We start from the raw sequence: 12,358 nt of genomic DNA, 5'->3' as shown, positions 1-12,358 counted from the left end.
CCAGCGTGCAGGTATAGATCGAAGGGCAGGCTCAGTCCGCTTGCCGACACAGCGGGGTGTTCGAAGCATGATGCGCAATGGCGGTCGCCTTCTTGTCGAGTGCCTGATCGCGCTCGGCGCGACCAAGAGCTTCGGCGTTCCCGGCGAAAGCTATCTGGCCGTCCTCGACGCGCTGCACGACACCCATGGCAAGCTGGATTACGTGCTCTGCCGCAACGAAGGCGGCGCGTCTTTCATGGCCTCCGCCTACGGCAAGCTGACAGGCACGCCGGGCATCTGTTTCGTCACCCGCGGCCCGGGCGTCACCAATGCCAGCATCGGCGTGCATACGGCCATGCAGGACTCGTCGCCGATGATCCTGTTCGTCGGGCAGGTCGGCACCGACATGAAGGGCCGCGAAGCCTTCCAGGAGATCGACTACCGGGCGGTCTATGGGACCGTCGCCAAATGGGCGGTCGAGATCGACGACGTCGAGCGCCTGCCCGAGATCGTGGCGCGGGCCTGGACCACCGCCTCGACCGGACGGCCCGGCCCCGTTGTGGTCGCGCTGCCGGAAGACATGCTGACCACCCTGACCGAGGCCGCGCCGCTCAGCGGCCCGGCGGCGATCTTCGAGCCCGCGCCGGCGCAGGCTGCGATTGCGGCGGCCGTCAAATTGCTGGCATCGGCCGAGAAGCCGGTGCTGCTGATGGGCGGCACCAACTGGACGGCGGACGGACGTGCCGCGCTTCAGGCCTTCGCCGAAGACTCCGACATCCCGGTCGTCGCCGCCTTCCGCTACCAGGACCAGTTCGACAACCACTCGCCGGTCTTCGTCGGCGAGGCCGGCGTCGGCATGGTGCCGCATGTGAAGACCCTGATCCGCGACGCCGACGTGATCCTGGCCGTCAATGTCCGCTTCGGCGAGATGACGACCGACGGCTACACGCTGCTGGAAGTTCCCGTGCCGCGCCAGAAGCTGATCCACGTGCACGGTTCCGATCGCGAGATCGGCAAGATCTATGTGCCGGCGATCGGCATCCATGCTGGGCCGAACGCCTTCGCCAAGGCGCTCACCTCGGTGAAGGGTGGCTGGGCCGACTGGCGCGCCGCGGCTCGCAAGGCCTATGAAGGTACCTTCGCCGCGCCCGTGCAGCCTGGCCCCGTCGACATGGTCGCGGTCAGCGCCTGGCTTCGCGACAACCTACCGGCAGACGTGATCCTGACCAACGGCGCCGGCAACTTCACGGTATGGCCGAACAAGTTCTTCAAGTTCGGGCCGCAGGCGCGGCTGCTTGCACCGCAGTCCGGCGCCATGGGCTACGGTCTGCCGGCCGCGATCGCCGCCAAGGTCGCGTATCCGCAGCGCACAGTCGTCTGCTTTGCCGGCGACGGCGACTTCCAGATGAATTGCCAGGAACTCGGAACCGCCATGCAGGCGGGCGCGCAGCCGATCGTGCTGATCATCAACAACGGCATCTACGGCACGATCCGCGCGCATCAGGAGCGCAACTATCCGGCCCGCGTCTCCGGCACCTCGCTCGAAAATCCGGATTTCGTGACGCTGGCAAAGGCCTACGGTTTCCACGCCGAGCGGGTCGAATCCACCGGAGATTTAGCGGCGGCGTTCGAGCGGGCGCTGAAGTCCGAAACAGGCGCCGTCCTCGACATTGCCGTCTCGCCCGAAGCGCTCACGCCCCGGCAGACTCTCACCCAGATGCGCGACGCCGCATTCGCTTCCCGGAAGGCCAAGGCATGACCTCCAGAACTGACGACATCCGTCTCGGCGCGGACATCGGCGGCACCTTCACCGACATCGCCCTCGACGTCAGGGGAACGATGTTTTCGACCAAGGTGCTGACCAACTATTCGGCGCCCGAACAGGCGATCCTCGACGGCATCGCCATCGTCGTCCGAGATGCCGGAATCGCGCCGTCCGAAATCGGCATCATCATCCACGGCACAACGCTCGCCACCAACGCGCTCATCGAGCGGCGCGGCGCCAAGACCGCGCTGGTCACAACGGAAGGCTTCCGCGACGTGATCGAGATGCGGACGGAAAACCGTTTCGAGCAATACGATCTCAACCTGCAACTGCCGACGCCGCTCATCCCGCGCGAAGACCGCTTCACAGTCAAGGGCCGCATCGGTGCCGAGGGCCAGGAGCTGCAGCCGCTCGACGAAGCCGCCCTGAAGGAAATAGCGGACCGGATCGCGGCCGGCGGCTTCGGCTCGGTGGCAATCGGCTTCATCCATGCCTACGCCAATCCGGACCACGAGCGCCGCGCCCGCGAAATCCTTGCTCGCAAGCTGAACATCCCGATTTCGATCAGCGCGGAAGTCTCGCCGCAGATGCGCGAATTCGAGCGCTTCAATACCGTCTGCGCCAACGCCTATGTGCGGCCGCAGATGGCCGACTACCTCGCCCGCCTGCAGACGCGGCTCAAGGACATGGGCGCCGAGTGCCCGGTTTTCATGATCCATTCCGGCGGCGGCCTGATCTCGGTGGAAACCGCTTCGGAATTCCCGGTTCGGCTGGTCGAATCCGGCCCGGCCGGGGGCGCCATTTTCGCCGCCGACATCGCCAGACGCTTCGGGCTCGAAAAGGTCGTCTCCTATGACATGGGCGGAACCACCGCCAAGATCTGCCTGATCGAGGATTACGCGCCGCGCACGGCGAGAACCTTCGAAGTGGCGCGCACCTATCGCTTCTCCAAGGGCTCGGGCATGCCGATCTCCATCCCCGTGATCGAGATGATCGAGATCGGCGCCGGCGGCGGCTCCATCGCCTGGGTCGATGCCATGGGCCGTATCCAGACCGGACCCGAGAGCGCGGGATCGGAGCCGGGCCCGGCCTGCTACGGCCGCGGCGGCAAGCGCCCGGCGATCACCGACGCCGACCTGGTGCTCGGCAAGCTCGATCCACACAATTTCGCTGGCGGCGCGATCAGACTCGACACAGCCGCGTCCGAACAGGCCATCCTGCGCGATGTCGGCGAGCGGCTTTCGTTGAATGCCATGTCGACCGCCTTCGGCATCTGCGAGGTGGTGGACGAGAACATGGCAAATGCCGCCCGCGTCCATGCGGTGGAGAACGGCAAGAACATCTCCGACAATCTGATGATCGCCTTCGGCGGCGCCGCACCGCTTCACGCGGCAAGGCTGTGCGAGAAGCTCGGCATCGACCAGTGCATCGTGCCGAGAGGTGCCGGCGTCGGATCGGCGATCGGCTTCCTCAAGGCGCCGTTCGGTTACGAGGCGCTGGCCTCGAAACTGACGCGCCTGTCACAATTCAAGCCGGCCGAGGTCAACGCCCTGCTCGCCGACCTCAAGGCCTCCGCCGAGGGCTTTGTGCGTACCGGCGCCAGCGGTAAAATCGTCTGCGAGATCACCGCCTTCATGCGCTATGCCGGCCAGGGCTGGGAAATCCCTGTCCCGCAGGCCGACGAGCCGTTCGGCGACGACGCCGTTGCAAAGCTCAAGGAACTGTTCGAGGAGAACTACCAGCGCTTCTTCGGCCGCGCCATCGAAGGGCTCGACGGGCTGGAGATCGAGATCGTCACCTGGTCGGTCAAGGCGACGGATGTTCGGCCTGCCGTTACGAGGCACGAGCTGACCACCGGTAGGAAGACGAGCGAACCGACCACGACGCGCGAGGTCTTCGATCCCGTCAGCGGCGCGCCGCGCAGCTACGGCATCGTCGAACGCGACACGCTCTGCACCGGCGACCGTGTCGCGGGCCCTGCCGTCATCGTCGAACGCGAAACGTCGACCGTCGTCACCACCAGCTTCGACGCCGTCATCCAGAGCGACGGCGCAATCCTCCTGATCCGCAAAGGCAGCCAGGCATGAGCGATATTGGCGAAATCCGCATGCAGGTCATGTGGAACCGGTTGATCTCGGTGGTCGAGGAACAGGCGCTCACCTTGCTGCGCACGGCCTTCTCGACCTCGGTGCGCGAATCCGGCGACCTGTCGGCCGGCGTCTTCGACCCGCGCGGCCAGATGCTGGCGCAGGCGGTGACCGGCACCCCCGGCCACGTCAACACCATGGCCGAAGCCGTGCTGCATTTCATGAACGAGATCCCGCGCAATCAAATGTTCGAGGGCGACACCTACGTCACCAACGATCCCTGGCAGGGTACGGGCCATCTGCACGACATCACCATGGTGTCGCCGTCCTTCCTGAACGGCGAGCTCGTGGCCTTCTTCGCCTGCACGGCGCATGTCGTCGATGTCGGCGGACGCGGCTTCGGCGCCGACGGCAAGTCGGTCTACGAGGAAGGCATCCAGATCCCGATCATGAAGTTCGCGGAGAAGGGCAAGGTCAATCTCGATCTGGTCAGGATCCTGCGCGCCAATGTCCGTGAGCCCAACCAGGTCGTCGGCGACTTCTATTCGCTCGCCGCCTGCAACGAGGTCGGCCACCGACGGCTCGTCGACATGATGAAGGAGATCGGCCTGACCTCGCTCGATGGGCTTGGCGAGTTCATCTTCTCGCGCACCCGCGACGCCATGCTCGAACGCATCGAGGCGCTGCCGAAGGGAAGCTGGTCGAACGAGCTGGTGACCGACGGCTACGACGAGCCGGTCAAGCTCGCGGCCACGGTCTCGGTGCGCGACGACCATGTCGAGGTCGATTTTACCGGCACCGACCCGATGAGCCGCTGGGGCATCAACTGCCCCATCATCTACAGCAAGGCCTATGCTTGCTATGCGCTGAAATGCATGGTGGCGCCTGACATTCCCAACAATGCCGCCTCGCTCGCCTTCTTCACCGTGTCGTCGCCGGTCAACATCCTGAACGCCGTGCGGCCGGCGCCGGTGGCGCTCAGGCACATCTTCGGCCACATGGTTCCCGATCTGGTGCTGGGGGCGTTTTCCAAGGCGTTGCCCGGCAAAATTCTCGCTGAAGGCGCCGGCGCGCTGTGGAACATCCACATCTCGGCACGGCCTGTCGCCGGCGGCTCCGGCCGCCGCGCCGAAGTGCTGATGTTCAACTCCGGCGGCATGGGCGCCCGCCCCGAGCTCGACGGATTGTCGGCGACGGCCTTCCCGTCGGGCGTGCATACGATGCCGATCGAGGCGACGGAGCATACCGGCCCGATCGTTATCTGGCGCAAGGAGCTACGGCCTAACTCCGGCGGCGACGGCGAGTTCCGCGGCGGCCTCGGGCAGATCATCGAAATCGCCGCGACCGAAGGTCACGAGTTCGACTTCTCGGCTATGTTCGACCGCGTCAATCATCCTCCCCGGGGGCGCAACGGCGGCAAGCCCGGCGTCGCCGGCGTGGTCAAATTGGATGACGGCACGAAGATGCGCCCGAAGGGCTGGCAGCATGTGCCCGCAGGACGCCGGCTGATATTGGAATTGCCCGGCGGCGGCGGCTATGGCGATCCGGCGAAGCGCGGCGCGGCGGCGCGAGCCAATGACCGATCCAAGGGATACATCTCGGAGAGCGAATGATGAGCTATGTTGCCTCGCGTCTGTCGGTGGTGAAGCCTTCGGCTTCGATGGCGGCCTCGCAGGCCGCCAAGGCGCTTCGCGCCAAGGGCGTCGACGTAATCGATCTCGGGCTGGGCGAGCCCGATTTCCCGACCCCTCTTCACATCATCGACGCCGCCCACTTCGCGGCGAAAGCGGGACAGACGCTGTACACCGCCGCCGCCGGTACCGCCGAAGTGCGCGAGGCGGTGGCCGGCAAGTTCCGCCGCGAGAACGGGCTGGATTGCTCGGCCGACGATATCGTCGTGGCGAATGGCGCCAAGCAGATCATCTTCAACGCGCTGATGGCGACGCTGGAGACCGGCGACGAGGCGATCCTTCCGGCGCCCTACTTCGTCTCCTATCCCGAGATGGTGAAGCTGCTCGGCGGCACGCCAGTCGTCGTCGAGTGCCCGGAGACCACCGGCTTCCGGCTGACGCCGGCTCTGCTGGAAAAGGCAATCACACCAAGGACCAAGTGGCTTTTCCTCAACATGCCCGGCAACCCGTCCGGCGCGGTCTATTCGCAATCAGACCTCGCGGCGCTGGGCGCCGTGCTGGCAAAGCACCCACAGGTGCTTGTCCTCTCCGACGAGATCTACGAGCACTCCGTCGAACGCGAGTTCGTTCCTTCGGCAAGGCTTGCCCGCGCTCAAGGACCGCACGCTGATCGTCAACGGCGTCTCCAAGTCCTACGCGATGACCGGCTGGCGTGTCGGCTATGCCGCTGGCCCTGCGCCACTGGTCAAGGCGATGTCGACGATCCAGAGCCAATCGTGCACATCGGTGTGCTCGATCGCGCAGGCGGCCACGGTCGCCGCGCTCAACGGCCCGCAGGACGAGGTCGCGCGCTTCCGGCATGCCTTCGAGGCGCGCCGTGATCTGGTCGTGGACGGCATCCGCAAGATCAACGGACTGACGCTGTCGCCGCCGGAAGGCGCCTTCTATGCCTATATCGGCTGCGCCAGCCTGATCGGCCGCAGGACGCCCAAGGGTATGGTCCTGGACGACGATGCGGCTGTGGCGAATTATCTTCTGAACGAGGGACGCGTGGCGTCTGTGCCGGGCGTAGCCTATGGATTGTCACCCTATTTCCGCATCTCGACGGCGACGAGCGAAGAGGTGCTGACCGAAGCGATCTCGCGGATCAACGCCGCCGTCGCGCGAGTGGAGTAAACGATGCCGCACTACGAACGTATCCTGATCACCGGCGCCGCCGGTCGGCTCGGCTCGCAGCTCAGGAAGGGGCTGGTGCCGCTGGCAAAAACGATCCGCCTGGCGGGGCGCGAACCGTTCGGCGATCTTGCGCCGCACGAGGAAGAAGCGGTCTTCGACCTTGCCGACATGGAGGCCACGATCGCGGCCACCAAGGACTGCGACGCGATCGTGCATTTCGGCGGCGCGCCCCTCGAATGCGAGTGGCAGACGATCCTCGATTCCAGCATCCGCGGCTCCTACCACATCTACGAAGGCGCCCGGAAACACGGCGTGAAGCGCGTCATCTACGCCTCGTCGGTGCATGCCATCGGCTATCACGAGATCGAGGCGCATATCGGCGTCGACGCGCCGGTGCGTCCCGACAGCCTCTATGGCGTGTCGAAGAATTTCGTCGAGAGCCTCAGCCGGCTCTATTGGGACAAGTTCGGCATCGAGACGGTATGCTTGCGCATCTTCTCGTCCTTCCCCGAGCCGGCCGACCGCCGCATGCTGTGGTCCTACCTCTCCTTCGCCGACTGCGTGCGGCTGGTCGAGGCGTCGCTCACCGCGCCGCGTGTCGGCCACACCATCTCGTTCGGCATCTCCGACAACAAGCTGAAAATGGTCGACAACAGCGGCGCCGACCACCTCGGCTTCATCCCTCAGGACAGCGCCGAACCTTTCCGCGCGGCGATCGAGGCGAAGACGCCGGTTCCCGATCCGACGAAGCCGTCGGTGAAATATCTCGGCGGCTGGTTCTGCGAGCTCGGGCACCCGGACGACAAGCCCGCGTGACCTTTATAGGCCGGCAAATCAGTTTGGCATTGCCGACCTGACCTTGCTGGGCGGCACGCCGAACGTCTCGCGAAACGCCCTGGAGAAATGCGAGGCATTCTCGAAGCCGACTTCAATCGCGATCTCGACCATCGGAACGCTGGTCTCGAGCAACAGCTGCTTCGCCCGCTCGAGGCGCACTCTTTTGTAAACGAGCGCCGGGGAGCTCTTTGTTTGCTCCATGAACAGACGCTCCAGTTGCCTGCGCGATAAGCCGACCGATGCCGCCAGTTGGGGAATGGAGATCGTGTTCTCGATATGGCTCTCCATCATGATGAGCGCCGCCTGGAGCCGCGGGTCGTCGCATTCGATGGCAAGCGGCCTGCGCGGCTGGATGTGCAAGGCCGAGCGCGCCTTGTCGATCTGCAGCACTTCGAGCGCATTCCGTTCCGCCCGTTCGCTGATGTGGCGTCTCACGATCGACGCCGCCATGTCGGCCGCGCTGCTGCCGCCGGCGCATGATCCCCTGGTCCGATCGAGGTTGAAAATGCGGTCGGCCCGGACCTCGTGATCAGGGAAACGCTGGCGGAACGCCTGATAATGCAGCCAGCTGACGCAGGTCCGGTGGTACTTCATCAGGCCGGCGTCCGCCAGGATGAAGGTACCCGTGCAAACTCCGATCAACGGAACCTTGGCTGCCGCGGCTCTCTTGAGGTAGCGGACGGTTTCGTCGTCGACCGGGAATTCATTGTTCAGCAGTCCGCCGACGACGACGATGTAGTCGAACAGGCCGGGATCGACGAAATCCGATGTCGGCGCGACCTGCACGCCGCAGCTGGCTGTGATCAGGTGTCTGGTGCTCGCCAGAACCTGCCAGTCGGCAAAGACCCTGCCGGATCTGTCTGCTTCGTCGCTGGCCAGGCGCAGCGTGTCGACGAACAGAGCAAACGCTGAAAGAGTGAACGAACGGGCGAGAATGAAACCGATTTTCAGCCGGCTGGTCTCCGGAACCGCTAATTTCATATTTGCCTCGCTCCTGTTGGCGGACAATGTGCGCACTCTGATGCGCTGTTTCCAAACCGGCGCCTGATCTCGCCGTCAACACCTTTTCACGCATGGTAAGATGCCAGCCGCTGCCGTCCTCGGATAGTCCATCAACGACTTGGCCGCCTCGGAAGGAGACGCGCTGTCGGGCCCGGATCGTCGCGCCGGCCGGATCTCAGCGCTGGCCGGCAGAAGGCTAGCGGTGTCTTATGCGGCGACGCGGAATAGACGGTGTCGCGGCTTTGGATTGGCTCAGCCCTGCGGCCGAACCTGCGGCAGGGCGGCGTCGAGCGACCGTTCGAACGTATCGACCAAGGCGTCGACCTGGGCCTCGGTGATGATCAGCGGCGGACAGAAGGCGATGGCGTCGCCCATGTTGCGCGAGATCACGCCGTTCTGCTGCAGCAGGCCGTTGACCAGCGCGCCGAGCGCGGCGGGCTTGCCCCACGGCGCCTTGCTTTCCTTGTCGGCGACAAGCTCGACGGCGGCGATGAGACCGACGCCGCGCACCTCGCCGACCAGCGGATGCGAGGCAAGCTTGCGCAATCGCGCTTGAAGGTGGGCGCCGACCTTGCGCGCATTGCCGACGAGGTCGCGCTCCTCGATCAGCTTGATGTTTTCCAGAGCGACGGCCGCGGCGACAGGATGGCCGCCGCCGGTGAAGCCGTGGCCGAACGTGCCGATGCGGTTGCTCTCGTCGGCGATCGGCTCGAATACCTTGTCGTTGATGATGAGCGCCGAGATCGGCAGGTAGGAAGACGAGATCTGCTTGGACAGCACCATGATGTCGGGCTTGATGCCGAAGGTCTGCGAGCCGAACATCTCGCCGGTCCGGCCGAAGCCGCAGATCACTTCGTCGGCCACCAACAGGATGTCGTATTTCGACAGCACCGCCTGGATCTTTTCCCAGTAGCCGGCGGGCGGAACGACGACGCCGCCGGCGCCCATGATCGGCTCGCCGATAAAGGCGGCGATGGTCTCCGGCCCTTCGGCGAGGACGAGCTTTTCCAGATCGTCGGCAAGCCGCGCGGAGAACTGCTCTTCGCTCTCGCCTGGCTCCGCGTCGCGCCAGTGGTGCGGCGTCGAGGTATGCAGGATGTTGGCGATCGGCAGGTCGAAGGAGAGATGGTTGTTGGGCAGGCCGGTCAGGCTCGCCGAAGCGATGGTGACGCCATGATAGCCGCGCTTGCGGCTGATGATCTTCTTGCGCGCCGGCTGGCCGAGCGCGTTCGAGCGGTACCAGATCATCTTGATCGCGGTGTCGTTGGCCTCGGAGCCAGAATTGGTGAAATAGGCCTTGCTCATCGGCACCGGCGCCATCTTTACCAGCTTCTCCGCCAGGTCGATCAGCGGCGAATGCGCCTTCGAACCGAAGTCGTGATAGTAAGGCAGCTTCGACATTTGCCGCGTCGCCGCCTCGACCAGCCGCTTTTCCGAAAAGCCGACGGCGACGCTCCACAGGCCCGCCATCGCTTCGATGTAGCGGTTGCCGGCAATATCCTCGACATAGACGCCGTCGCCCTTCTCGATGACCAGCGGTCCGGTTTCCTGATGCTTGCGGGCATTGGTGTAGGCATGCATATGGTAGCGGATATCGCGCGCTTCAGGGGAATTCGGTCTGGCGTCCATGCTGGCTCCTGTCTGCAGGCTCGAAGCGAAAACGGCCTGTCTCCCTGAAGGAGATGTTCACAAAATCCGCCTCACGTCTGTACTGCTGATGCATCATGGCGGGATGCCGCCGCAAGAGCCGCTGTGTCACAATCGATAGCGCCATGAGGTTTCCGAGGTGGACAGAGACTGTATGGTTGCAGGGGCTTTGGCGCGGCGCATGCGCAACCGGAGGGACGTGGCATGGAACAGGTCGACTGCGTAATTGTCGGCGCCGGCGTCATCGGACTTGCGGTTGCGCGTAGCTTTGCGGCGAAGGGCCTCGATACGCTGATCCTCGAAGCGACGGAGGCCGTAGGCACTGGAACGAGCTCGCGCAACTCGGAAGTCATCCATGCCGGCATCTACTATTCCGAGCGCTCTCTTAAGGCTCGTCTCTGCGTCACCGGCCGCGACATGCTCTACCGCTACTGCACGGAGCGCTCGATCCCGCACGAGCGCTGCGGCAAGCTCATCCTCGCGACCGACGAGGCACAGGAGCCGGTGCTTGCAACCATTCGCGCCAATGCCGCCGCTTGCGGCGTCAGCGATCTGCGTTTTCTTTCCGCTGCCGAGACGCGGGCGCTGGAGCCGGCGTTGCATTGCACGCAGGCGCTGTTCTCGCCCTCAACCGGTATCGTCGACAGCCACGCCTTGATGCTGGCACTACGCGGCGACGCCGAGGAAAAAGGCGCGATGCTGTCATTCAACACGCAGGTCGTTTCGGGATATATCGAAGCCGGCCGTATCGTTCTGCAGACGACCGACACGGCCACCGGCGAAGGTTTCGAGATCGCCACATCGCGTCTCGTCAACGCGGCCGGCCTTGGCGCTGTGGCGCTGGCTGGCTCGCTGAAAGGCTTCGACAGGCAATTCCTGCCAACGCTTCGTTACGCCAAGGGCAACTATTTTTCGGTGGCCGGACGCGCGCCCTTCTCGCGACTCGTCTATCCCGTGCCGGAACCCGGCGGCCTGGGCGTCCACCTGACGCTCGATCTCGGCGGGGCAGCGCGCTTCGGACCTGATGTCGAATGGACTGAGACGCTGGACTACCGCGTCGATCCGGCGCGCGGCGAGCGCTTCTACGACGCGATCCGCAAATATTGGCCGGGCCTAGCCGACGGCAGCCTGCAGCCCGCCTACAGTGGGATCCGGCCGAAACTCTCCGGGCCAGGCGAGCCCAACAGCGACTTCGTCATCCAGGATGCCGCGACCCATGGCGTCGAGGGCGTGGTCAATCTGTTCGGCTTCGAAAGCCCTGGGTTGACCTCGTGCATGGCGACCGCACAGCATGTGACGGACATCCTCGCCCTGGAGCAGCGCTGATGGACGCTCGAACCGCAAGCGCCACATGACGTCAGCTCGAAATGTAGGACCGATCAAATCCAGCTGTTTCGATCAGTCCCGCATGGTCATGCAACTCGACCACGCCGTTGCGGAATGACGCCAGCCCGGTCTCCCGCAATGTCTTCAATACACGGCTCACATGCACAGCCGAAAGCCCCAGCGCGTCGCCCAGTTCCGCCTGGGTCAGCGGACATGCAAAGCGGTCCGGATAACTCGTTGCCGATCGATTTACGCGGCAGGCCAGCTCGAGAAGAAGATGGGCCGTGCGCTCCACGGCCCCCCTTCTGCTGGCCCCGGCCAGATGTTCCGCGAGCCGTGCGTATCGGCTTGCCTGAGCCACCAGGATAGCCTCGCAAATCGACTGCGGGTAGCGCGAAAAACAAGTATGGACGGGACCGGCCAGCTCGATCGCAGTCACGTCCGATAGAGCGGTTACCGTCTCGCCGGCTTCTCCACCGAACTCGATAGGAGCTATTTCGCGAGGAAGCGCGAAGTCGACGATGACACGTGATCCGTCCGGCAGCGCCTTCGCGAACGCCGCCCACCCCGCAGTCATGATTAGTACACAGGATCTGGCCTGATACTCGCCTGCAATTGTCGTGTTGGCCGGATAGGTGCGGCGCATAGCTCCCGGCAGTAAAGATATCCCCCGCTCCCAACTTGCCTCAGCAAGCGTAGGTCCCCGCGCCAATCCAAGAGCCAGCTTTGATAAGCTCATTTTGTTCTGAGCACCCCAACGCGTTGACCACCCCCTGATCAACCTCAAGCTGCAACCATCAACTACACAAAAGGTTCCATCTGCCATTTCATCCGAATTGCTGCCCAGTCTACCACCTTTGGGCATAAGCTTGCCACCCGGTAATCGAAGGCCTTCCTTTGAAGACTAC

At 64.5% G+C, this 12,358-nt stretch carries 9 protein-coding genes and 1 pseudogene; 7 read left to right on the top strand and 3 right to left on the bottom strand.

Annotated elements, in window-relative coordinates; translation table 11 throughout:
• Positions 1–67: 67 nt before the first annotated feature.
• The 6 genes and pseudogenes from EJ071_RS18190 to EJ071_RS18170 all read left to right on the top strand — a co-directional run bounded on the left by EJ071_RS18190 (position 68) and on the right by EJ071_RS18170 (position 7,454).
• On the top strand, positions 68–1,738 hold the full coding sequence (locus tag EJ071_RS18190; RefSeq protein WP_126099077.1) for a thiamine pyrophosphate-binding protein: 1,671 nt from the start codon (positions 68–70) through the stop codon (positions 1,736–1,738).
• A complete protein-coding gene (locus EJ071_RS18185; protein ID WP_126099076.1) occupies positions 1,735–3,831 on the top strand; it encodes a hydantoinase/oxoprolinase family protein in 2,097 nt (698 codons plus the stop codon). The genes EJ071_RS18190 and EJ071_RS18185 overlap by 4 nt, the downstream gene beginning before the upstream one ends.
• Positions 3,828–5,444 carry a hydantoinase B/oxoprolinase family protein gene (locus tag EJ071_RS18180; protein WP_126099075.1) on the top strand — a complete coding sequence of 539 codons (1,617 nt, stop codon included), beginning with the start codon at positions 3,828–3,830 and terminating at the stop codon, positions 5,442–5,444. Before EJ071_RS18185 ends, EJ071_RS18180 begins: the two co-directional genes overlap by 4 nt.
• Positions 5,441–6,025: pseudogene (locus EJ071_RS40265) on the top strand (aminotransferase class I/II-fold pyridoxal phosphate-dependent enzyme); the annotation flags it as partial. The gene EJ071_RS18180 and the pseudogene EJ071_RS40265, both read left to right, overlap by 4 nt.
• 136 nt (positions 6,026–6,161) lie before the next feature.
• Positions 6,162–6,638, top strand: a complete 477-nt coding sequence (locus tag EJ071_RS40260; protein WP_348628155.1) for an aminotransferase class I/II-fold pyridoxal phosphate-dependent enzyme — start codon at positions 6,162–6,164, stop codon at positions 6,636–6,638.
• A gap of 3 nt (positions 6,639–6,641) precedes the next feature.
• Positions 6,642–7,454 (top strand): NAD(P)-dependent oxidoreductase, encoded by an 813-nt coding sequence (locus tag EJ071_RS18170; protein WP_126099074.1) that lies wholly within the window; start codon positions 6,642–6,644, stop codon positions 7,452–7,454.
• A gap of 18 nt (positions 7,455–7,472) precedes the next feature.
• Here the strand turns inward: EJ071_RS18170 and EJ071_RS18165 are convergent, their stop codons facing one another.
• Entirely contained in the window at positions 7,473–8,456 is a 984-nt protein-coding gene (locus EJ071_RS18165) for a GlxA family transcriptional regulator (protein WP_126099073.1), read from the bottom strand.
• Positions 8,457–8,729: 273 nt separating this feature from the next.
• Complete coding sequence (locus EJ071_RS18160; RefSeq protein ID WP_126099072.1) at positions 8,730–10,106, bottom strand: aspartate aminotransferase family protein; 1,377 nt, start codon at positions 10,104–10,106, stop codon at positions 8,730–8,732.
• Between the two features lie 222 nt (positions 10,107–10,328).
• Between EJ071_RS18160 and EJ071_RS18155 the strand changes: the two genes are divergently transcribed.
• Positions 10,329–11,450, top strand: coding sequence for an NAD(P)/FAD-dependent oxidoreductase (locus EJ071_RS18155; RefSeq protein WP_126099071.1), 1,122 nt, complete (start codon positions 10,329–10,331; stop codon positions 11,448–11,450).
• Positions 11,451–11,481: 31 nt separating this feature from the next.
• On the opposite strand, the gene EJ071_RS18150 is transcribed toward EJ071_RS18155, so the two are convergent.
• Positions 11,482–12,096, bottom strand: coding sequence for a Crp/Fnr family transcriptional regulator (locus EJ071_RS18150; protein WP_189521509.1), 615 nt, complete (start codon positions 12,094–12,096; stop codon positions 11,482–11,484).
• Positions 12,097–12,358: the final 262 nt, after the last annotated feature.

The sequence above is a fragment of the Mesorhizobium sp. M1B.F.Ca.ET.045.04.1.1 genome, assembly GCF_003952465.1.
In the GTDB taxonomy this organism is placed as follows: Bacteria; Pseudomonadota; Alphaproteobacteria; order Rhizobiales; family Rhizobiaceae; genus Mesorhizobium; species Mesorhizobium shonense.
The sequence above is the reverse complement of the archived record's forward strand: the minus strand, read 5'-3'. Positions and strand labels throughout refer to the sequence as shown.

Coding starts and splice junctions, on each gene's coding strand:
- EJ071_RS18190 (WP_126099077.1), top strand. CDS start 68: ATGATGCGCAATGGCGGTCGCCTTCTTGTCGAGTGCCTGATCGCGCTC.
- EJ071_RS18185 (WP_126099076.1), top strand. CDS start 1,735: ATGACCTCCAGAACTGACGACATCCGTCTCGGCGCGGACATCGGCGGC.
- EJ071_RS18180 (WP_126099075.1), top strand. CDS start 3,828: ATGAGCGATATTGGCGAAATCCGCATGCAGGTCATGTGGAACCGGTTG.
- EJ071_RS40260 (WP_348628155.1), top strand. CDS start 6,162: ATGACCGGCTGGCGTGTCGGCTATGCCGCTGGCCCTGCGCCACTGGTC.
- EJ071_RS18170 (WP_126099074.1), top strand. CDS start 6,642: ATGCCGCACTACGAACGTATCCTGATCACCGGCGCCGCCGGTCGGCTC.
- EJ071_RS18165 (WP_126099073.1), bottom strand. CDS start 8,456: ATGAAATTAGCGGTTCCGGAGACCAGCCGGCTGAAAATCGGTTTCATT.
- EJ071_RS18160 (WP_126099072.1), bottom strand. CDS start 10,106: ATGGACGCCAGACCGAATTCCCCTGAAGCGCGCGATATCCGCTACCAT.
- EJ071_RS18155 (WP_126099071.1), top strand. CDS start 10,329: ATGGAACAGGTCGACTGCGTAATTGTCGGCGCCGGCGTCATCGGACTT.
- EJ071_RS18150 (WP_189521509.1), bottom strand. CDS start 12,096: ATGCGCCGCACCTATCCGGCCAACACGACAATTGCAGGCGAGTATCAG.